Here is a 21818-nt window from a genome sequence, read left to right as displayed (position 1 = left end):
CTGAAAATTTCTATTTTTAGATCCTCAACCTTATATAGTATAGTTAAGTCAACAAAGATAACCCGCACACAAAAACTAATGGATAAAAGCACAAAAATTATTATCTTTATTTTCTGTATCTTCAAACTGACACTTCATATCATTGCAGATATACATTCAGGATTTCAGGGAGATGAGCTACTGCATATAGCAACCGGAAACCACCAAATATGGTATGGCAATACGTACATGACTTTCCAGCTTTGCATATGTTTGATAGACTTTACCTGACGCAATTGGATGATCTTACTTTCACTGAAGTAGTATCTGGTCTCTTTTTAGATATCAACCCGATTACATCTATCATGCTACTTCCTACATTTATTTTCATTTTAGGAGGTCAAAAAATAAAACATCATTACCGGCCCTTAGCGACTTCAATTTTATTTTCTGTTCTATTTTTAGCGTATTCTAAAGGCAAAGCCTATTACTTTTTCCCGATTGTTCTAACATTATTGCCATTTGTGGGTGTTTTTTTTGAGCGTATCATTATGCCTCGAAGAAGGTGGTTGTTATATCCATTAGGTTTTATTTTATTATTAGGAACTATGTTGATTCCTTTTGGTCTACCCATTTATTCTTATGCCCACTATATAGATACTATTCACAAATACCTTCCTAAAAACGTGAAAAATGGTAAGGAGGTTCTTCCTATGCAAGAATACATTACAAAGCAAAAGTGGGAAAGTACTATGCAGGAGTTACGATCCGTTTATGACAGTTTGCCTGCAAATGAACAGTCGAACTGTCTCATTTGGGGTAAACATTATTCTCAGGCTGGCGCTATCGAGCTGATGAAGAGTACATACAGGCTTCCGAATGCCTTTTGCTACCACGGTAGTTTCTACAGTTGGGCACCATTTGGACAAATGCCAAAAACTGTAATAGCCATTTGTTACAACGATACCAGCGAAGAGTTTTTTTATCCTTTTTTTGAAGAAATCATTCCTGTGAAAAAGTTATATAGTCCATATGCCAGTAACGAAGGATGGGTGCTACAGACGATTTATATCTGCAAAAAACCTAAACAAAACTTTGACAAATTGAAAGATCTTTTTACAACGAGAATATTTGAATAAGCAAACCTATAGATAGGGATGTTATATTTTTTCCAACAATCATTTGTTAATAAATTTAAATCCTCTTTAGTCTTCAAAACCGTATTGTCACAATCTCAAATAGCGATGGCCATTCTGCTATTTCTGATTATGATCACGTCACTGTTATTTTCTTATCCCAAAATAACACTAGAAAAAATTTTTTTTATTTAAATTTAGCTGAATCCAGGTAAGACAACTAATAATCTCGGGCAATGCATACTTCGTATCTACACCTTTTAACATCTAAAAAGAATATTAAGTGTTATTTTTTTATAGCTATTTTTCTTTTATGTACTAATTTGAATCAGCTTTTTGCGCAGAAAACAACTGCTCTATTAAAAGAGAAAATTGAACGAATAATTTCAACGAAGGATATGAGGGTAGGAGTTTCAATTTTAGCAAATGATGGTCAGGATAGCATTTCAATAAACGCTGAAGAGCATTATCCTTTACAAAGTGTTTTTAAACTGCATATTGCTCTCGCAGTGCTCTCAGAAGTAGACAAAGGTAAGTTGTCATTAAACAAAAAGATAAAAGTTACTGAAAGGGAACTTCTCCCTGACTTTTGGAGCCCGCTTAGAGACGAACATCCAAAAGGGGGTGATTTTACGATTAAAAAACTAATCCAATATTCTGTTTCTCAAAGTGATAATGTGGCTTGTGATGTGCTAATTCGCTTGTTAGGCAAACCGAAGACAGTGGAGGACTATTTCAAGAAAAACCATATTATTGATAATTTTGAAATTAACTATACCGAAGAGGATATGCAGTCTAAATGGGAAAATATGTTTCAAAATTGGACAACAGCTAACGCTGCAAGTGAGCTTTTGATGAAATTCTATGCCAATGGAAATAATCTACTATCCCAGCATAGTTATGATTTTGTTTGGAAAACTCTGAGAGAAACAAATACTGGTGAAGACAGGCTAAAGGGAGCTTTACCAAAAGGAACGGTAGTAGCACACAAGACAGGATATTCTGGCAAAAACAGCGAAGGAATTACGGCCGCTTTTAATGATATCGGTATAGTGTTTCTCCCTAATGGTAAGTATTTTATTATCAGTGTTTTTGTGGCGGATTCTAAAGAGAGCAATGAAGTTAATGCACAAATGATTTCAGCTATATCAAAGGCGACTTGGGATTTCTATTTGGAGAAATAAATTGGAGTGTACGAAATTAATGTTAGATTAAACCTGCTTTTAGGAGAATGATTAGGAGATAGATGGATGTTATTCTTGTGCAAAGAAATGAAAAAATCAGCTGTAAACCAATATGTTATCGATAAATTTTCTCATTTTAATTTGAATGAGGAGGAACTTTTTGAACTTAACAAGATTTTAATCTTTAAAAGATTTCGTCGAAAAGAAATTATTTTTTCATATGGCGAACGCGTCACTACAATCGCTTTAATTATTGAGGGCGCTGTATATTCAAGTATCCTACAGCCGGATGGTACCACCCGTATTACCAGTTTGCATTATCCTTCATCTCTGGGAGAAATAATTTTTAATTTTGAAGATTACCTTCAAGACCGACCATCTAAGAAAGATTATCGGGTACAGGATGACTGTTTGCTATTGATGCTGGATATTCCAGCAGTTAAACGTCTGTATGAGCAATTTCCAAGATTTTATCAATTGGAACTAATGATTATTCAACCAAATTTCGTCACGGCACTGAAAAATATCGAGATTCTACAATCAAAAAATGCAGCAGATAAAATAAAACTATTAAAATTTCATGCGCCCGAAGTATTTAAATTATTTCCTTATGGTCATATCGCATCATATCTTGGAATACATCGGAATACGTTCAACAATGTTATATCAATTTTATAACTATTATACGATAAAATGCACAATTTTGTGCATTTTTTTAACGCTATTGTGATGTTAATTTGCTTCATGATTTGTAAAATGACTGAAAACAGTATTGGTATCGCAGTGGCAGATGATTCGCCAATTCATAGAAAGCTCATTTCTATTATTTTAAAAAGGGATCCACGTTTCCATCTTCATGCCGTTTTTAACAATGGGAGCGATTTAATTTTGGCAATCGATCAAATGGATCTCAAGCCTAGTGTATATTTTCTTGATATTTTGATGCCTATTAAGAACGGACCTCAAACTACTATTTTGCTGAAAGAGCTGAATCCGAACGCTTTAATTTTTGGATACACTAGCCTGTTTTGCAGTCCAATGGTGGACCAGATGTATTATAATGGTGCGAAGAAGATATACCAAAAAGGGGAAAAATCTCTTCAGTTAATTTTCGATGAAATATACGAATGCTGTATCTTAGAGTGGGCAGAATGATACCTTCCTTACGGCAGTATCAATATATAAAAAAATACGATCATTATAATTAGATTAGAAAGAAGTATTCGCCGATTGGTTGTGTCCTACCAGATTATGTAACCGTCGAAGACGGGGAGGCTGAAATTAAATTTTGCAAAAAATGAATGTTGTTAAATATGTAAAGGTTTATATGAATTTAATGGATCCAAAAGCGTATATTCTTAACTTGACGAATGGGGCAGACCAAAATAATAGGGGTGGTTTCAATAAAAGCTTTTATCGTTTCATTGCATTTATTTTGATGTTAGTACCGTTAAATTTATTTTCTCAAAATATTGTTAGCAGAAAAAAATACACTTATCAGATTAGAGAAGAGATTGGGGATTTAAATAATGACGGTAAAATGGATAAAATTACCGTTAATATGGATACAACTGATGATTCACAACCGTTGAGATTACAAATATTTCTATCTGGAAATCAGGGGAAGTTAACCTTAGCATTAACTTCAGATCAAGCTATTGAACCGCAATATCCAGTCGAAAACCAAAGAAAGTACAATGGTTTTCAAGTGCCCGATTTTATTATTGAAAAAGGAATTTTAAAAATGTGGCAAGAAATTAAAGGTGGAAATATAACCTATCACTTCAAGTACAATAGAGGTAATTTCGAATTGATTTATGTTGAAAAACTTACTAGTGATATCGCCAAAAGCTATTTTGACGAAAACACGATCTTTACTGAAACTAAATTTGATCTCATACGCGGAATAAGAACCGAAACAGATGAGCACTTTGGATCAGGCAAAGTACTTAGTATACGAAAGAAGACAGTTTTGATAAGGCCTTTGCCAAGATTACAGGATTTCAAATTTTCCGATAAGAATCGATATTGAGGATTGCTCGTTATTTCCCAAATAATTCGACATGTGGAGTGGTTTTTCTTTTGTTTTAGCCGTGATCAGGTAGTTGCATGTTATTTTAAGATATACTGTAAATAATCGAAACTTTTGTGTGAAGGCCAGCGTTACATTAAGTAGCATTGAAATATTGATCATTGAAATATTACATATTCGAATAATCCAAGCGATTATTACAATGTCAATGTTACAAATTTAAAAGCAAAGCAAAATTAATTTTAGAAATTCAAAAAAATTGGAAAATAAAGATCCTTTACCACAGATAAACCATCGATTTGTGTCAAGAGTATGGATAGCCGCAGGCATCATATCGTTTATAGTCGTCGCCCTCCTGCTATCTTGGAAAGCCAATCAGGTGTTCTTGTATACTTTAGCTGGTGCCATCATTGCAATATACTTTCATGGATTTGCAGGTTTAATCGCCCGAAAAACAAAGATATCCCCAAAATGGTCACTTCCACTTTCTATCATTTTGTCGATCAGCTTTTTATTTGGAACTTTTTTTCTAATTGGAGCCCGCGTTACAGGTGAGGTGGTTCAGTTTACCAAAGAAGTTCCTAGCCTAGTAGAAGATGCTAAAAACTTCATCGAAGGCAATAGTAACATAAAACTGATTTATGAAAAAATAGCTTCTTCTAAAATAGTCGAGAAAGCTTCACTATTATTGGGTGGATTTTTTAATAGTACAGTCGGCGTTTTTGGAGATATCTATATCGTACTATTTATTGGAATTTTTTTCACGGCGGCTCCCGACCAATATAAGACTGGCATTGTAAAGCTTCTTCCAGCCGATATGCGTTTACAAGGTAATAATTTGATAGAAAAAATTGTAAAAAATCTCAGGTCTTGGTTAAAGGGAATGCTATTCTCAATGTTCGTTGTGTTTGTACTTACGAGCATTGGACTTGCTATTCTGGGTATAGATTTGTGGCTAGTATTAGCTCTTATTGCAGGGCTATTAAGTTTCATTCCCAACTTTGGTCCGATTATATCGATTATTCCAGCAGCTCTTGTTGCCCTTTCAAAATCCCCATCTACTGCTTTGTGGGTGATTGTGCTTTATTGTTTTGTTCAGCTGGTAGAGAGCAATTTTATTACACCCTTGGTGCAACAGGAATTGATCAAAACGCCCCCCGCGTTAATTATCATTTCGCAAGTATTTGTAGGGATCTGGCTTGGAGCCTGGGGGGTTATACTTGCTACACCAATTTTGGTCATTGTTATGGTGTTGGTACAAGAACTTTATATTAAAAAGCAGGATCAAAAGCAGTCACTTTCTAAATAATATTAAGTCCGTCTCTGCATACTTACAGCAGTACTATCGCTATCGACTAACTTCGGTATTCAGCAAGGTACGGGAGCAAAAAAAATCGCTCGTTAAGCTGAGGCGACGAGCGATTTGAGATTAAGATTGGAGAGTTTTAATCCAATAGACCATATACACGGACATAGTCTATTTCGAACGTTGCGGGGAATATTGTATCATCTACACCCTCTTTGCCGCCCCAGTTTCCGCCGACAGCGAGGTTAAGTAACCAATGGAACTTTTGGTCAAAAGGCCATTCTTTGAAGCTCCTATTTTGATTGACAAAGTGAAAGATCTCTTGTCCGTCAATGAAACCTTTTATATATGTCGGTGTCCAGTCTACACGATAGCTGTGAAATTCTTCAGAAACACCAGACACCTTTTTTTTACTCGTTTTCTGTGTGTTTATGCTATGATTATAAGCTTGGGTATGCACCGATATATGCACCATATCCTGATCGTATCCGACATGTTCAAGTATATCTATTTCGCCCGATTTAGGCCAATTACCATATTTCATATCAGTAGGAAGCATCCAGATCGCTGGCCAGGTACCAATCCCTCTTGGCAATTTTGCACGCGCCTCAAATCTGCCATACTTGAAGTCTCCTTTATTCTTGCTGGTCAGCCGTGCAGAGGTATAGGGTTTGTCCTTTTTATTTCCTTTTCTCGCCATAATCTTAAGGACACCGTTTTCCACGATGGAATTTGATGCTGAAGCCTCCATATAATACTGCTGTTCATTGTTGCCCCAGCCGTTGTACAAAGAACCGACATCATAAGACCATTTGGTTTTATCTGGCAATCCTGAGTAATTAAATTCATCAGCCCATATTGGTGTTGGCGAAAAATGATAGGTTATCTCATTTGCTTTACCTGAATTTGACTTGACAAAAAAGGGGATGTTGGCGGTCGCTACCTTGTTATTTCCATCGTTTGCATAGACGAAGAGCCGATAGGCGCCTTCTAGAGGAGGAGCCGTCAAGAGTGTCCTGTCAACTGCATTATTTTGTATAAAGCCACTTAATCCCTGCGGACGCTCTTCACGGTCGCCACCTTCTTTAAGGTCTGTGCTTTCTTTGAGAAGCTCCCAACGTATCTGTAATTTATCGCCGTCGGGATCATGTACAAAGGCTTCTATAGGGTAGGATTTACCGGATTCAAGGTAGATAAAATCTTTTGCATGCCTATGATTCAATAATAGAGAGTCTAACTGCGGGGCCCGATTACGGGGCCATTGGGCCGACCAAAGGTACTGCATAACATCGACAACCTCATTTTCCTCACCTTGCTCTGTGAATAATCCATACCATGTTGGTGTACGTTCCTGTTTTTGTCCCCACAAAAAAACATAAGATCCCAGACAGTTTTTATCTTGTCCGATAGTGGCTTCGTATCGGCTTTTGTAAACTTTCGCTTTTTCGTGGCTGGTCTCTTCAATCGGAGCTCCCCAAGGTGTTTGCAGGCCTTCCCAATGGCCAGTAGGTCCCCATTCTGTCACGATATAGGGTTTATTCCATCCCGTCTTTTTTAATTGCTCAGGAACAGCGGCAAGGCCACCATATACTTGTACAGCAATCAGGTCCAGTGCTGGGCACCTGGTTTCGATATAATCAATTTCCTTTTGATTCACACCGGCCAGCATGGTTGTGACTAAATGATTGGAATCTAGTCCATGGATCATCTCAGCGATCGAATTGACAGCATCCCATACTTTTGGGTTACTGTAATGTAGGTTAAGCTCATTGCCGATTCCCCAAGCAAGCAGTGCCGGATGGTCCTTATATTTAAGTACGATTGTGCGAATATATTCTTTTTGTTTGGCAACAGCTGCCGGATTATTGTAATCGAAGCCATGGCGTTCTGTTTTCACATCGAGCCCTAAGGTTACCGTGAGACCTAAAGTTTGTGCTTTATTTAGGATTTCATCAGCTTGCTGGGGGCTCCATGTGCGTATGGAGTTGCCTCCATACGCTTTTAATTTTTCCAGATTGCTTGTTCCGCCTGCTCCTTTAATGAAGTAAGGCTGTCCATTACGCATTATTGTAAAACTATTTTCAACTTTAACGATTGTCGATTTAACAGGTTTGCCTTGCTTGCCCCATCCGTAGGAAAGGAAAAGTATGTTTAGCAATAGGGATATTAGTAGTTTTGCTGCTGTCATCATCTATCTAAAGTTAGGGTTTGCATCTATCTGAGTTTGCGGTATAGGAATGTACTCGCTGACACCAGGGGTGAATTTTGCGCCGAAGATTTCTTGGGCGCGTTCTGTACGGACCAGGTCATTAAAACGCTCGCCCCACCATTCGCAGGCAAATTCCGCTCGGCGCTCATCCAAAATTTGATTTAAATTTACATTTGTAATCGGTGCTAGTTTTGCGCGTTCGCGAATCAGACGAAAAGGCTCATCTCCATTTTGTCCCTTTCTGACCTTCGCTTCGGCATTTAATAAAAGAACATCCGCGTAACGCAATATACGTACATTATTGTTTGCTCCATATTCCATTCGGCCTGCTGTCATCTGCGATTTTGGGAGATAGGCTTTACCATTGAAATATTTTACGCCAAAAGGATTGCCATAAACGACATCGCCACTTGGAGTTAACGATGTAGTCGCCGGATTGCCATCTACGCCACAATATAAAATTGTTGTTTTTAAGCGTTCCGTTTCACCTCTATTGGTTAAGAAATCAACGATGTTTTGCGAAGGTGGTACCCAGCCTGCTCCGGAGATTGGGCTTCCTTTTTGATCCCCAGAAGGGCCCTGCCATTTAAAAAAGGTACCCCAATCAACGCCCGGACGAACAATATCACCAGTTCCTAAGCCGAAATCAGAATATTGCAGCTCAAAGATAGACTCGTTCGACAATTTTCCCGGTATTTTAAAGAGCTCGTAGTAATTTGGGTATAGCGAAAAGCGACCGCTCGCAATAATTTTGTTTGTTGCATCCAGAACATCATTCCAGTGAGCACTACCGTTATCATTCCCGGCCAAATCAGCAGCTGCCTTCGCTTTCAAAAGAAGTGCAGAATATTTAGTTACCGCCCCAATGTGCTTCGATTGATTTGGACGAGCATCTTCAAGATCTTCCGAGCAGGCATTCATTTCATCAATGATAAACTGACGTACTTCTGCTACCGTACTTTTTTGGATCGTAGCCAAACGGCCAATGTTATCGCTGTCAATAAGGATAGGTACATTGCCAAACAGGCGTGAAACCATCAGGTGAGCATATGCTCTTAAAAACCTGACTTCGGCTTTGTACTGTCTATTCAGTTTTATATCCGCCGCATTGGAAACTGGAATTTTTTCAGCAAAATTATCCAATTCGATCAAAGCATTGTTTGCGGCAATGACGAGACTGTAATAACTGATCCAGGATTGATTTATTCCCCAGTAAGATTGAATAGTAACATCATTTTGAAAGTTTTTGATGCCCATTAATTCGGGATTATCATTTGGATTCGGTGCGGCCTGCTGGTAGTCGTCATCGCGCATACAGCGAATGGAAAGATCAATCCAATGGACTAGGTTATCGTCGGAAGCCGAACGATATACACCAGATACGGGGCCGTACATTAAGGCGGTGTTGCTATAGTCGATCTCTTCCGATCGCTGCTGGTTTTCTAAGGGTTTGTCCAAAAATTTATTACAGCTAGATAGGCTAGAAGAAAGACCTAAACAGCTTGCAATCAGGATATATTGAAAAGTTTTCATGCAGTTTGAATTAAAAGGTTAATAATTAGAACGATACTTTGACACCCAAACTATAAGAAGAAGCGATCGGATACACATTGGCGTCAAATCCCATTCCAGCTATTTCGGGTGTAAAACCATTATATTTTGTAAATATAAAAGGGCGGTCGGCAGTTGCGAACACACGCGCGGGTATTTTATTGAGTTCAAAATTATAACCCAATTGTATATTTTGTATCCGTAGGTATGCTCCACTTTCCACAAAAAATGAACTTGCCTGAAGATTCCAAGGGGCAACGGATCCTTTGGCAGATGGGTGCGTATTACTGCTTCCTTCTGCAGTCCAGAGGTTTTCGACGAATGCGGCATCAACATTCATCTGATTGTATTTTCGGCGCATTGCACGGTTTAGATTATGGATCTTGTTGCCGGCTACACCTTGAAAGGCAATACTTAGATCAAATTTTTTATAATCAAATGCCAGGTTAAATCCGTAGGCTATCGTAGGAAGATAATTGCCGAGGTTTACCCGATCCTTTTCATCAAGCTCACCATTATTGTTCTGATCCTTATATTGAAGATATCCAGGTAAAATTGGTGTGTTTGGATTCTGTTGGTTGTATCTTTTTGCTATGGGATCTGCATCAATTTGGGCTTGATTTTGATAGACACCGGCTACTTCATAGCCGTAGAAAAAGTTTATGGGTTGATTCAATTCTATACGTGCTGGGAATTCAGCAGACCATTCTGGATAACCATTCATTATGTTTTCTAGTCCACCGAGATTTGTAACTCTGTTTTTTAGGGTAGTCAGGTTTCCGCCGATCGCATAGCTCAATTCACCAATTTTGTCTTTCCATTGCAGACCAATTTCCCAACCACTGTTTGTCACACTTCCCCAATTGCCATATACACGATCCCACGAAAAGGGGATAGGTCGGCTAAAAGCAAGGTCATGTGTAGTGCGGTGATAATAATCTACCGCGCCAGTCAAACGATTATTCAGCAAGGCAAAGTCAATTCCGCCATCCCATTCTTCAACAACTTCCCAGCGTACTTGAGTGAAAAAACGGCCGACACGATATCCAGGTACGCGCGTTCCGTTGGTAGTCCCTTCGCTTCCAAATATACCAGAGTAGTTATTGCCTGAGTAAACTGTGGCATAGCCCGCATTAGGCTGAATACCATCGTTTCCCAATTTACCCCAGCTTCCGCGCAATTTCAGCTGGTTGAAAAGCTTTTGATTTTCCATAAACTTTTCCTTGGTCAATACCCAGCCTAGGCCCACCGATGGAAAATAGCCCCATTTTGTTTGGTATTTTGAGCTGCCGTCTGCGCGGAATGTTGCTGTTAGCAAATATTTGTTGTCATAATCGTAGGTACCTCTGGTAAAATAGGATATTCCGGCATTTCGGAATCCCTTTTCTCCATATCCTGTGGCCGAACCCGTACCTTGCGCATCTACGCCTACATACCAAAACTCCTCCGATTCTGGCACGTCATTGGCTTGTACCCAAGTTTCCCGCCAGCGTTCCTCACGTGATGATTGCCCGAGCAACAATGACCAGTGATGTTTACCCGCCTGATCTTTATACGTTAGGAGATTGTCCAAAATATAATTGGTGTTGCGTGCTTGTGCTGAACGTAAAAAGGAGCGGTCATTGCGCTGATCATTGTCAATGTAGTAAACAGGATTATAGTTTATAGTATGTGTGGATTGATACCTCTGGCTCAGCTGCGAACGAAAAGTGATCTTGTCCTTCCATAATGTTGCTTCGAGATAAATCGTCGGAAGAATCTGGAAGCCCTTTGTTTGATTCGTATTATAAAAAGCTGTCGCTACCGGATTGTTATACCAAAATCCGGATTGCATTCCGATGGCGGTACTTGATCCAAATTTTTCTGGTTTGGCCAATTCCAATGAGGGGTCATAAACAGGGTAGAGTGGCGATGCGAAATAGGCTTGTCTAAAAGCTGCATTATTAGGCGAGTAGGTCTTGAAGTTATTGATGTGTGCGCTAAAACCCGCTTTCAGCCAATCTGTTACTTTGGCATCTGCCTGCAAGCGGAGATTGTATTTTTGATTCATATTGCTGGCATCCATGATGCCCTCTTGTTTGACATAATTGAGTCCCATGGAATAGGTGATTTTATCAGACCCACCCATAATGTCCAGGTTATGATTGGTGATCAGCGCCTTAGAGCGCAGGAGCTCTTTGAACCAATCCGTATCCATCGCCGGGTTGGTCGCTGTCCCGCCATATTTTTCCACCGAACTTTTTACGAAGGCCTCATTGCCAATGGCTGTTGCATATTCCGCATATTGCTTTGCATTAGCCATTTTCAAAACATGTGTCGGTGCTTGCAAACCAGCGAAGCCATTATATGTAACTTTTCCTTTCATATTTAAGCTTCCTTTTTTTGTGGTCACCAAAATGACACCATTTGCGGCACGGACTCCATAGATTGCTGCACCAGAAGCATCTTTTAAAACCGAAATGTCGGCAATATCATTTGGATTGAGGAAATCAATATTGTCCATGAACATGCCATCCACAACATATAAAGGACTTTCATTATTAAAAGAGCCAACGCCACGTACACGAACAGAGGGAGAAGATCCGGGCGCGCCCGAACTTACGATTTGCACGCCAGCAACAGCGCCTTGTAGTGCATCCATTGGGTTGGAAACAGTACGTTTGGCCATTTCTTCCATATTTACCGTTCCTATGGGCGCTGTTAGGTCGCCCTTTCGTTGGGTACCGTAGCCTACAACTACAACTTCATCCAGGTTAAAGTCGCTGTTGTTTTGCATGAGCTGAATCGTTAAGATATCTCCATTTATGGGTACTGTCTTCGCCTCATATCCTAATGATGAGATAATGAGGTATTTGACGTTTGTAGGAATAGCGAGTGAAAATTCCCCATTTTCATTGCTGCTTGTCCCGATCGTTGCATTTCCTTGCACAGTAATGCTGGCCGAGATAGGAGAACCTTTTTCGTTTGTAATCCGTCCAGTCACTGTTTTAGTCTGTGCACTTACTATATTGGATAGGCAAGAGAACAGTACAGTACTGGCAATAATACTGATATTATTTTTCATGTGTAATGAATTGAAATTTAGGAATTGTTTATAATTATCAAGAATCAAAATTAGGCTTAAGCAGCTTATTGCCGAATTTTAGAGGTACAACAACACTACTTCATGTTGGTTTTTTCGGCTGCAATTCAATATATTTGGGGTACGTCAAGTTTACGTCAGCCAATTGAAGGGAATTATTATGAGGTGTTTTGCCATTCTGTTTTTTATACTATTTTCTATTTTTTCAAACACGCTATCTGCACAGGAGTTACTTGGCTTACCTTTGGTTTATAATTATGGTAAATCGGTCTATCAGGGGGGAAGTCGCACCTGGGATATAAAACAAGATAGCCATGGCATCATGTACTTTGGTAACAGTGAAGGGCTACTGACCTTTGATGGACGATATTGGAAAACATTTTCCCTCCCCAATCATACCAATATCCGTTCTGTCTGGATTGATGATGAGGATCGAATTTATGTTGGCGGACAGGGTGATTTTGGCTATTTTGAGCGTTCGCCGCAATTTGGACTCGTTTATCATTCCTTACACGATCTCGTTCCAGAAGGATATCGGAATTTTGCAGATATCTGGAATACGGTTGGCGTAGGGCAATCTGTTTTTTTTCGCGGTACCAATGCGATATTTGAACTGAAGGGACAAAAGATTCAAGTACATCCGGCGGCGGCTGAGTGGTATTATATGGGGCAGTCGGACGGCATACTTTATGCGCAGGATAAAAGCAATGGTTTGCTGGAGTTTCGCGATAATAAATGGAATCCCTACATAAAAGACTTACCCTTTAAAGATGTGAAGATCGCATCCATGCTCTCCCTTGGCAAGGGGCGTTTGTTGCTGTCTACTTTAAATAACGAAACCTACAGCTTACAGAACCGGAAGCTGACAATACTGCGTACCCAGGGGGGCGACGGCAGCTATACACCGTCCATAGGGAAAATAGATGACTCAACCTTCGTCGTCGGTAATGCCAAAGAAGGTTGCCAGATCCGTAGCCTCAATGGCAAAACAATGCAAAAGATTGGTGTCAGGGAAGGATTGCAAAATAAAAATGTCACTTCCGTATTTGTGGACAGACAGAAGAATATCTGGGTGGGTACAGACAATGTCATCTCTGTGATTAGCTATGGAAGTGCCATTCGCTATCTCCGGCCCAATATGGAGAATGATGTGACGGGATATTCTACACTTCTCTTCAATAATAGACTTTACCTTTCCTCCTCGAATGGTGTTTATTATGCTGGAATAAAAGAAGGATTGACCGATCAAAGCCGTTCACCAGCTTTTTTTTCCCTTCTTCCGGGCAGCGATGGTGGCGAAGCATGGCGCCTTGAACAACTTAATGGTCAATTATTACTTGGACACAACAAAGGTTTATTCCAGATTACGGATCATTCCCTAAAGCCAGTTCGGCAGGGGATAGGAACTTGGAAGTTGCTTCCGCTTAGTATGGTTTATCCGGTAAAAGAAAGTTTAATAGGAACCTATAATGGCCTCGAGTTGCTTGATTTTAATCAAGGCTTATTCTTGATAAAAGGCCCGCTGGATGGACCTTCTGACTCTTTCCGATTTCTCGAACAAGATGAAAAAGGGACCATATGGGCATCTCATCCCTATCGGGGTATTTACCGGATTACGCTTTCGGACGATAAGAAATCGTATCAGGCCAAACTCTGCAATCATAAAGACGGGCTACCTGCCGATTATCAGAATTACGTATTTAAAATAAAAAATCAGGTTGTATTTGCGACGGAGAAAGGGCTTTATCGCTACGATTATAAGATAAATCGCTTTTTGCCTGCAGAACAGTTCGTAGCGTTTAAAGACTTGACCATACGTTATCTAAAAGATGACCAGGAAGGAAATGTCTGGTTTTGTACAAGGAAAATGGTTGGGGTAGGGCGATTTGATTCCAAGCTTCGAACCTATCATCTTATTAATTTTCCTGAGATAGAAGGGATGAACACCACAGGATTTGAACATATTTATGCTATTGATCAACACAATATATATATAGGAGCAGAGAAAGGGGCAATTCATATCAATTATGATAAGTATTTGAAACATAGTGTAAGACCTGTAGCGATGTTATCTCAAACTATTGCAACAGGAAAAAGGGATAGTCTTATTTATGCAGGTTTTTTTTCAAATACCTTTGAGTCAAAGGAGCAGCCAGTCAATGCTAAAAAAGGCAACGTCCTAAGGTTACCTTCCATTTTTGACTCTTTCCGATTCAGCTTTTCCTCACCAAGTTATGGGATAAATCAGCATCTTGAATTCAGTTATAAATTATTGGGTTATGATGACGAATGGTCTTCATGGAGCCCGCAGTCTGAAAAGGCCTATACCAATCTGTCGGATGGACAGTATACATTCCTTGTGAAAGTAAGGAATAATTTAAACCAGCAATCCGATGTGGCCGAATACCGATTTATCGTTTTACCCCCATGGTATAAGACCCTATTGGCCAAAATGGTATATTTTCTATCGGCTATACTCGCTGTGTTCGGCTTGATTCATCTGCGTAAGATAGAGAGACACAAACAGCAGCTGAAACATGAGCAACAGTTAGCGCAACTCCGTTATATCCATCAGCTGGAAATTGAGAAAAATGAGAAAGAAATCGTGAAGTTGAATAACGAGAAATTAGCACATGAAGTGATGTCCAAAACGAAAGAACTAGCGAGTACTAGCATGCAGTTGCTTGAAAATTCGGGTGCATTAATCAAAGTTAAGGATGAAATCGCAAAGCTTGATACTGGCGATCACGGAGACTCTAATTTGAAACGTATTCACATGTTATTGAAGGATATTGAAAAGAATAGCGCAAACTGGAACCAATTTGCGAGTCATTTTGATGAGCTCAATGATGGATTTTTAAACAATTTGAAAGCAAAGCATCCAGCATTATCTCGAAATGATCTCAAAGTATGCGCGTATTTAAAATTACATTTTACATCCAAACAGATTGCTCAGCTGCAGAATATTACCGTTAGGGGAGTAGAAATTCACCGTTATAGACTGCGCAAAAAATTGCAGATCGAAACAGAATTATCTTTAAATGAGTATTTAAATACAATTTAATTTGAGACATTATATATTCCAAAGCGCGATTATATCTTATTAATCAATACGTATCTGTCTTGTTGTCTTTATCAACTTCATGTGTGGTGGCAAAATTAGGAAGGAAAGTTACGGTATCAACTGAATGTAACAATGAAAAATGAATTACAACATCAAGTAGTAAAACCTAACAGCCCATTAACGGAATTTGTTGAAAGTTTTTACTTTTGGAAATGAACAATCCATCATTGTAAGTGCAAAGGGAGAGGGCAGTTTAACATTTTATACCGGTTGCAAAGTGTCAGAAAATTTAGTGCAGGACAGCGGTATTGAATTTAATGACAAAAACCAGGTTTTTGTGTGGTTTAAGGTTGCTTTCGCATCGTAGCGTGAGCAATGGCAAGAACTTTTTTCAGGTAATACCATTTGGTGTATCCCGTGTCCACAATTTCATTTTCCATTGCACCAGACTTGGCCGACATTACTTCACTTGACAATGCTTGGCGATGCAGCACATCGCATGCCACCATATGCCGGTGAGTGAGTAAACCAGGCAATGCAGGACGCTTTTGAGTTAGCACAAGCGATAACTTTCCGGACATTCAAACTGCCATCGCACATTATGAAAAAAAATGCAGGCAAGAGCTTCATTGGTAACTTGCGATACTTTGAAAAATACTGAAATATTACACAGCGAAAATGGGCTTATTAAATTGCTTGGAATGTTTAAATAGTTTCTATTCCGTTAGACTGGCCACAATTTCTTGTTTTGATGGTTCACGAAGAATGATAATCTGATTATTTTTAAAAATTATAAGGCCGCTTTCGTTAAATTTATTTAGCCACCCCATCATGGGCCAGACTCCCCACTTTTGAAAAAATTGAGTAGCGTTGGTGACAATGGATTTGAAGTGGTTTAAAGGTGGATTATAACTTGGGTGATATTGGTGATACGCCAATGCATCAATTGTGAAGTGAGCTATACTGTTTTTCCTTGCGCTGAAGCCAAAATCCGTATCTTCAGCGCCATATCCAATATAGTTTTGATCGAATCCACCAATTTTATTGAAAGTCTCTTTGCTACACCCAAAATTGAGTGACCAGAAGAGTTCGTAACTAAATTGATCTAACTCGTTCCTGACAGGATCGGGCCTACTGTTTTCCATTAATTGCGACATCCAGTCAGGTTTATCTGCAAACCCTTTTTTTAAATACCTAACCCGGCCACTTAATAAAGCATTCTTTTTATTCGAGTAGGGCAGATACTGCTCGATTAAATTTTGTGCAGGAATGCAGTCTACGTCTAAGAAGATATTAAATGAAGAACTGGAATTTTTTATAGCCATATTTCTTGCTTCGCCCAAATTTAAATGCCCTTCTGTTTCCATTTCTACAGTATTTACTCTAAAGGGATATTCATCATCTTCAAACGGGTAAGCACGTTCATTAATAAACACGATCACTATTTCTACCGGTAAGATAGAATTTTTAGCGAGCCCGTTAACCAGGTTTATTAGTGCATGATGGCGTTTATGTACAATTGTCAATACGGAGACCGGAGCAGTAGAGTACATATTTCTAATTTGATAATGTTTTAAATAGTTGTGAGTGCAGTTTCTTAAGCTGCGTTGCAATTTCAAAAGTCGCTTTTGGGTTCATCAATTTTTCCCAGGCTTCAATCTTCAACTTTTTTGTGTTTTCAATGATATGTAACCAGTTTGCCTGAAGTAAATCTTTCTCTTCTACTACCTTGGCTACTCCTGCATTTTCCAAAAGTTTGACCTTTATTTTTTGTTCTTCAAAAGGCCTTTCTGCAGGTATACAAATAATTTTTTTTCTTAAATCACCCAATTCCATTATGCAGTTATGGCCCGCATTGCTTATTACGATCCCGCAATTTTTAAGTATATGGTATGCATCCTTTGAATTCCCATAATAACTGACTCCATCAATAGCTTTATAATTTTGTATGGTACCCAGTATATGTAAATTGGATGTTTGAGGTAGATCCCTCCTAATTTGAGCAATGAGCGGCCAATCAAAACATGTGCCACCCTGGCCAAAGAAAATAGCGATCTGATTTTCCGAGCTCGAATTCTCTTCAATTGACATTCCGCTATATTTAGAGAACCCACCTGAATAAAATGTCTTTGGCATAAACTCCTTTTCGATATCCTGCGCCATTGATTTTGCGTAGGGTGCCAGCAAAAGAGATGCGCTTTCATAAGCCAGGGAGTGCGGAGTGTCAGAACGGTCACCGTGTTGTCTCACCACTACGGTTGGTATCCCACAGAGACGTGCAAGTAATGCGATCTCGACAGATACATCAACGATAAGTAAGCAAAGGCTATTTTTTGCGAAAAAATTTATTATAAGATAGTTTCTATCCACTATGCCCTTCACATTAAGAGGAGCATAATGTAAAAAATTTAGCTCACTACTTGTCCAATCCCAATCGCTATCAATAGGCGTATCAAATGGCAATTCGATTGTTAAGATATCTTCCGGTATTAGATCTTTATGAGTTGCTAATGAACTACCGAAAAAGACCACTTCGTTATGGGGAAGTTGCGCTGCTATGGCTAAGGCTCTAGTCAAATGACCTGCCCCGTGATGGTGGATATAAAAGGCGTACTTATAAGGCATATTTACTTTCGCAATTTTCGATGACTTCTGCAAATATGTTTTCATAGGAAGATACCATCTCATTAATATCCAATGCTGATTCAGCATGCGCTCGACATGCTTTTCGACTAAGCTGCGCCGCATCGTTTATGCATTTTGCCAATTCAATCACCGAACAAGACGCGGTAAGACATCCAGTTTCGTTATTTACAATCTTTGGTAGCGCTCCTCTAGCGAAACCCGCAACTGGCGTTCCGCATGCTAAACTTTCAGCGACAACCAAACCGAAAGGTTCTTCCCAACAAGGCGTAATAACACTTACTGCTGCATTTCCGATGAGTTTATTAAGTTCTTCGTGTGTACAGTGCTCTACCCATTCCGCGCCTTCATCTAGAAGCGGCTTAACAAAAGTTTCAAAATAATGTTTGTCAGCAACCGAACCTGCTATCTTAATACGCCTTCCGGCCAATTTTGCTGCTGCAATTGCAAAATGGGTTCCTTTATCCGGATGGATTCTACCAAACCATAATACATAATTCCCGGCATTTTTAGCTGTAAATATCCATTTATCCAGATTAATACCATTCTGTATGACCTTGCATTCGGCTATATAGGGCTTCCACGAAGACGCATTCGTTTCTGACACAGATATATACGTTAGTTTTTTGTAGCGGTTTGCTGCTAAAATAGCCCTTTTCATCTCAAAAATGGGAGGAGTATGCAATACGGTTACCATCGGCGTTTGTGTAAGAGTAGCCATTGTAATGGGTACATAATTTAAGCTATTATTAAACACCACATCAAAATCATATTGGTCTATCTCTTGCATCAGTTCCAAATAAGCGTGATGCGTAGAGATAAAATCCTCACTTAATTCGTGAGAGCGAAATCTGCTTAATGTTTCCATATCGTAATCTACATCGCTAAGAATAGAATGTACATTTAGATTAGGATCCGAATGCTCACTAGCAAACAAGGTAACCTCATGTCCCCTTTGCAATAAAAGTTTAGTTACTTCGTATGTAAAGGCTTCCAGCCCGCCCATAAATGGTTTGCGGATGGGATGTTTTAAATGAGCAAGCACTGCTATTTTCATAATATATTGAATGTATATATGCTGGCAACGTAACCATGCTGATTAGAACACAGCCAAGTGAAATTCGTTCACCACTATCTACAATTATTTTTCTGGACTATTCGGGGCCAGCTGCTTATATAGTCAATACTGCGATGCGATATAGATTTGTCCAAAATATAGTTTAGTCGAGTTGTCAGGTCACTATTTTTTATTTCGAAAAGTAAAAACGAAAACTGTTAGCCGTTGTTATATCCTTAAGTTTTTAAAGTAGCTTAAACATTTAACAATTAAGCCTTGAGTCCCCATCTCGAGGCTTTTTTTACTCTTAAGGTATTTTACATTAATTTTATAACATGTGAGATTGTCATATCTATTGCCGTTAATAAATATCGCCTTTAGACTTCTTGTAGACATTTATTTTTAAATTTGTGTTTAACAATAGTTTAAAATCTATGCGCAAACGGACAGTATCTTTATTTACACGGCTATTGGTTAGAAGATAAAAGGGATTATAGCATTAGCACTTTAGCATTGCTTTCGGTATGATCCTTATTTACATATTGAGAGCAGATTCCAATTTTCTATGCAACAAAAATGTAATTCCGAATATGGAAGGATTGTTTGGCAGCATAGCACCATTTAACCCCAAGAAAAGGATACCGATATAGTGAAGATGTTATAAAATTAGCTTACAATTTAGGGGCAATGCAAAAGTATAGTTGTTATGAAACTTTTATAAACTCACCATTTTCACTTACTACTTCGTTACCCCATTTTGTAATGGCTTCCAAAACTGGAAGAAGGCTTTTTCCTAAATCGGATAGGCTGTAAATTGTCATTAAAGGAGGCTTTTCTCCATATATCCTCTTTGTGACTAAACCATCTTTTTCCAATTTCTTTAATTGCAGACTCAATGTCATTTCCGTAATTGTAGGCATTTCTTTCCGAAGCTCATTATACCTTTTTGGCATATCTTTTAAATGATACAGGATAACGGCTTTCCATTTTCCACCCATCAAATCCATTGTTAGACTGACTGTACAAGGGTAACTTTTCCCTTTAAGTGTCACGTAATCGCTGGTACATTCTGTTTTCATGCTACATTTATTTCGACCTATCTATCTTGATAGTTATTGCAAATGCAATTTACTTAAAATAGTTTTGCTACTAAAATAATTATAGTATGTCATTAGTGATTTTAGCACACCCCAATTATGATAAATCTTTTGCTAACAAAACGATTATCGACGAGCTAAAGAGCAATAACATGAATATTGAAATCAGGAATATCTATGAGTTATATCCTGATTATGATATTGATGTAAAAGAAGAACAGAAAGCTCTTTTACGCCATAGGAACATTATTTTTCAATATCCTTTTTATTGGTACAATATGCCGGCCATTTTAAAGCACTGGTTTGATAGGGTATTTGAGTATCAATTTGCTTATGGTTCAAAAGGAGATAAACTAAAGGACAAAAATTTTATCCCGAGTTTTACAGTAGGTTCATCACAAAGAAGCTACACCGCTTTGGGCTTTCAGCATTTTCGTGTGTATGAATTTTGTAAAAACCTTGAGCAGACAGCTTACCATACCCAAATGAATTACATTGAGCCGATTTATTTTCATGGTACTTCGCTAGCTGCGGGCTACACTGAGGAAGAAATAAGAGCCAATGCAAGACTGCACGCAAAAAAATTGATTCAAACGTTGGCAGAGTTGGAACGATAGTGATGCGTTATTGACTCTTTTACGCGGGCAGTTTTTTTAACCATCTGGATTCTTTATCAAGAGTTGACCATTTTTCGATCTTAGATGGTGTATATTATGGTAATAATGTTGTAAATTTCTGACCTTGTAAATAAACACTAAAAGTAATCGAATGGGGAAATTATCGGATTTAAGAGAACAGTTAAATCTCACACGGGAAGAACTTTCGTAAAAATCAGGCATTTCCATAAGAACCATACAACGCATTTAATCGGGACAGAAACCAAAAGGCTTTACACTGAAAGCTCTTGCTACTACATTGGGCGTAGAGAGAAGTTTTTTTGATGAAAGCAATGCAGCGGAATCCCTAGATCCAGATGAGCTCAAATGGAATAAAATAGTGAATATGTTGGCATTGCCCGGCAGTTTTTTGCCTCCGCTCAATGTGCTGTTACCCTGGGCCATTATGTATCTTAAAAAGCAAAATAATCGTGTCAATAAGAAACTGGTTTCGATCCAAATTTGCTGGACTTTAGTCGCGCTGTTTCTATTTGTTATTGTCCTGATTTTAAACGACTGGTTGGACGTAAAAAGCCAATTCACTATGTTGATTCCTATCCTATGGTTAATGCTAAATACCGTTGTTATTACCCGTAACGCAATGATCAAGATTTTACCTCTTTAGATGGGCGTTGGGATCGATTACAACCCCTGACTATTATCAATGGGCGAAAGATCATCCGTCTGAATGCAGTCATAGCTGAAACGGAATTTCGCGACATACTGACTAATGCCGCGGACCCTTCAAAGCCCGATGGAAGATCTAGCCTGTTTGGGAACCAAATTTTAAACCACTTCAACTGTATCCTGGATAACCGAAAT

17 protein-coding genes are annotated in these 21818 nt (G+C 38.8%); 9 read left to right on the top strand and 8 right to left on the bottom strand.

Annotated elements, in window-relative coordinates; genetic code table 11:
* The first annotated feature begins 209 nt into the window (after window positions 1–209).
* The 6 genes from B3139_RS05875 (at window position 210) to B3139_RS05850 (ending at window position 5640) form a co-directional block, all read left to right on the top strand.
* A complete protein-coding gene (locus tag B3139_RS05875; RefSeq protein WP_293880747.1) occupies window positions 210–1118 on the top strand; it encodes a hypothetical protein in 909 nt (302 codons plus the stop codon).
* Between the two features lie 233 nt (window positions 1119–1351).
* The gene (bla, locus tag B3139_RS05870) at window positions 1352–2299 is read left to right on the top strand and encodes a class A beta-lactamase, subclass A2 (RefSeq protein WP_293880745.1); all 948 of its coding nucleotides are present in this window, start codon (window positions 1352–1354) and stop codon (window positions 2297–2299) included.
* Window positions 2300–2386: 87 nt separating this feature from the next.
* A complete protein-coding gene (locus B3139_RS05865) occupies window positions 2387–2977 on the top strand; it encodes a Crp/Fnr family transcriptional regulator (protein WP_293880743.1) in 591 nt (196 codons plus the stop codon).
* Between the two features lie 78 nt (window positions 2978–3055).
* Window positions 3056–3454 (top strand): response regulator, encoded by a 399-nt coding sequence (locus B3139_RS05860; protein ID WP_293880741.1) that lies wholly within the window; start codon window positions 3056–3058, stop codon window positions 3452–3454.
* 142 nt (window positions 3455–3596) lie between these two features.
* Window positions 3597–4331 (top strand): hypothetical protein, encoded by a 735-nt coding sequence (locus tag B3139_RS05855; RefSeq protein ID WP_293880739.1) that lies wholly within the window; start codon window positions 3597–3599, stop codon window positions 4329–4331.
* Between the two features lie 259 nt (window positions 4332–4590).
* On the top strand, window positions 4591–5640 hold the full coding sequence (locus B3139_RS05850) for an AI-2E family transporter (protein WP_293880737.1): 1050 nt from the start codon (window positions 4591–4593) through the stop codon (window positions 5638–5640).
* A gap of 136 nt (window positions 5641–5776) precedes the next feature.
* On the opposite strand, the gene B3139_RS05845 is transcribed toward B3139_RS05850, so the two are convergent.
* Genes B3139_RS05845 through B3139_RS05835 form a run of 3 tightly spaced genes read right to left on the bottom strand, consistent with a single transcriptional unit; the run spans window position 5777 to window position 12461 of the window.
* The gene (locus B3139_RS05845; RefSeq protein ID WP_293880735.1) at window positions 5777–7828 is read right to left on the bottom strand and encodes a family 16 glycosylhydrolase; all 2052 of its coding nucleotides are present in this window, start codon (window positions 7826–7828) and stop codon (window positions 5777–5779) included.
* Window positions 7829–9379, bottom strand: a complete 1551-nt coding sequence (locus tag B3139_RS05840; protein WP_293880733.1) for a RagB/SusD family nutrient uptake outer membrane protein — start codon at window positions 9377–9379, stop codon at window positions 7829–7831.
* A gap of 25 nt (window positions 9380–9404) precedes the next feature.
* Window positions 9405–12461, bottom strand: a complete 3057-nt coding sequence (locus tag B3139_RS05835) for a SusC/RagA family TonB-linked outer membrane protein (protein WP_293880731.1) — start codon at window positions 12459–12461, stop codon at window positions 9405–9407.
* A gap of 178 nt (window positions 12462–12639) precedes the next feature.
* On the opposite strand from B3139_RS05835, the gene B3139_RS05830 reads away from it, so the two are divergent.
* Entirely contained in the window at window positions 12640–15543 is a 2904-nt protein-coding gene (locus tag B3139_RS05830; protein WP_293880729.1) for a triple tyrosine motif-containing protein, read from the top strand.
* A 344-nt stretch (window positions 15544–15887) separates the two neighbouring features.
* On the opposite strand, the gene B3139_RS05825 is transcribed toward B3139_RS05830, so the two are convergent.
* The 5 genes from B3139_RS05825 to B3139_RS05805 all read right to left on the bottom strand — a co-directional run bounded on the left by B3139_RS05825 (window position 15888) and on the right by B3139_RS05805 (window position 20322).
* Window positions 15888–16052: a hypothetical protein gene (locus B3139_RS05825; RefSeq protein WP_293880727.1), complete on the bottom strand. Its 165-nt coding sequence runs from the start codon at window positions 16050–16052 to the stop codon at window positions 15888–15890.
* A gap of 207 nt (window positions 16053–16259) precedes the next feature.
* The gene (locus B3139_RS05820; protein WP_293880725.1) at window positions 16260–17096 is read right to left on the bottom strand and encodes a glycosyltransferase family 2 protein; all 837 of its coding nucleotides are present in this window, start codon (window positions 17094–17096) and stop codon (window positions 16260–16262) included.
* Window positions 17097–17100: 4 nt separating this feature from the next.
* Window positions 17101–18213: a glycosyltransferase gene (locus B3139_RS05815; protein ID WP_293880723.1), complete on the bottom strand. Its 1113-nt coding sequence runs from the start codon at window positions 18211–18213 to the stop codon at window positions 17101–17103.
* Window positions 18158–19243: a glycosyltransferase family 4 protein gene (locus tag B3139_RS05810; protein WP_293880721.1), complete on the bottom strand. Its 1086-nt coding sequence runs from the start codon at window positions 19241–19243 to the stop codon at window positions 18158–18160. Before B3139_RS05810 ends, B3139_RS05815 begins: the two co-directional genes overlap by 56 nt.
* Window positions 19244–19947: 704 nt before the next feature.
* Complete coding sequence (locus B3139_RS05805; protein ID WP_293880719.1) at window positions 19948–20322, bottom strand: winged helix-turn-helix transcriptional regulator; 375 nt, start codon at window positions 20320–20322, stop codon at window positions 19948–19950.
* 86 nt (window positions 20323–20408) lie between these two features.
* Between B3139_RS05805 and B3139_RS05800 the strand changes: the two genes are divergently transcribed.
* On the top strand, window positions 20409–20957 hold the full coding sequence (locus tag B3139_RS05800; RefSeq protein WP_293880717.1) for an NAD(P)H-dependent oxidoreductase: 549 nt from the start codon (window positions 20409–20411) through the stop codon (window positions 20955–20957).
* A 298-nt stretch (window positions 20958–21255) separates the two neighbouring features.
* Entirely contained in the window at window positions 21256–21621 is a 366-nt protein-coding gene (locus B3139_RS05795) for a hypothetical protein (protein WP_293880715.1), read from the top strand.
* Window positions 21622–21818: the final 197 nt, after the last annotated feature.

The sequence above is a fragment of the Sphingobacterium sp. UBA1498 genome (genome assembly GCF_002325125.1).
Lineage (GTDB): Bacteria > Bacteroidota > Bacteroidia > Sphingobacteriales > Sphingobacteriaceae > Sphingobacterium.
The sequence above is the reverse complement of the archived record's forward strand: the minus strand, read 5'-3'. Positions and strand labels throughout refer to the sequence as shown.

Coding starts and splice junctions, on each gene's coding strand:
- B3139_RS05875 (WP_293880747.1), top strand. CDS start 210: ATGGTATGGCAATACGTACATGACTTTCCAGCTTTGCATATGTTTGAT.
- bla (WP_293880745.1), top strand. CDS start 1,352: ATGCATACTTCGTATCTACACCTTTTAACATCTAAAAAGAATATTAAG.
- B3139_RS05865 (WP_293880743.1), top strand. CDS start 2,387: ATGAAAAAATCAGCTGTAAACCAATATGTTATCGATAAATTTTCTCAT.
- B3139_RS05860 (WP_293880741.1), top strand. CDS start 3,056: ATGACTGAAAACAGTATTGGTATCGCAGTGGCAGATGATTCGCCAATT.
- B3139_RS05855 (WP_293880739.1), top strand. CDS start 3,597: ATGAATGTTGTTAAATATGTAAAGGTTTATATGAATTTAATGGATCCA.
- B3139_RS05845 (WP_293880735.1), bottom strand. CDS start 7,828: ATGATGACAGCAGCAAAACTACTAATATCCCTATTGCTAAACATACTT.
- B3139_RS05840 (WP_293880733.1), bottom strand. CDS start 9,379: ATGAAAACTTTTCAATATATCCTGATTGCAAGCTGTTTAGGTCTTTCT.
- B3139_RS05835 (WP_293880731.1), bottom strand. CDS start 12,461: ATGAAAAATAATATCAGTATTATTGCCAGTACTGTACTGTTCTCTTGC.
- B3139_RS05830 (WP_293880729.1), top strand. CDS start 12,640: ATGAGGTGTTTTGCCATTCTGTTTTTTATACTATTTTCTATTTTTTCA.
- B3139_RS05825 (WP_293880727.1), bottom strand. CDS start 16,052: ATGGTGGCATGCGATGTGCTGCATCGCCAAGCATTGTCAAGTGAAGTA.
- B3139_RS05820 (WP_293880725.1), bottom strand. CDS start 17,096: ATGTACTCTACTGCTCCGGTCTCCGTATTGACAATTGTACATAAACGC.
- B3139_RS05815 (WP_293880723.1), bottom strand. CDS start 18,213: ATGAAAACATATTTGCAGAAGTCATCGAAAATTGCGAAAGTAAATATG.
- B3139_RS05810 (WP_293880721.1), bottom strand. CDS start 19,243: ATGAAAATAGCAGTGCTTGCTCATTTAAAACATCCCATCCGCAAACCA.
- B3139_RS05805 (WP_293880719.1), bottom strand. CDS start 20,322: ATGAAAACAGAATGTACCAGCGATTACGTGACACTTAAAGGGAAAAGT.
- B3139_RS05800 (WP_293880717.1), top strand. CDS start 20,409: ATGTCATTAGTGATTTTAGCACACCCCAATTATGATAAATCTTTTGCT.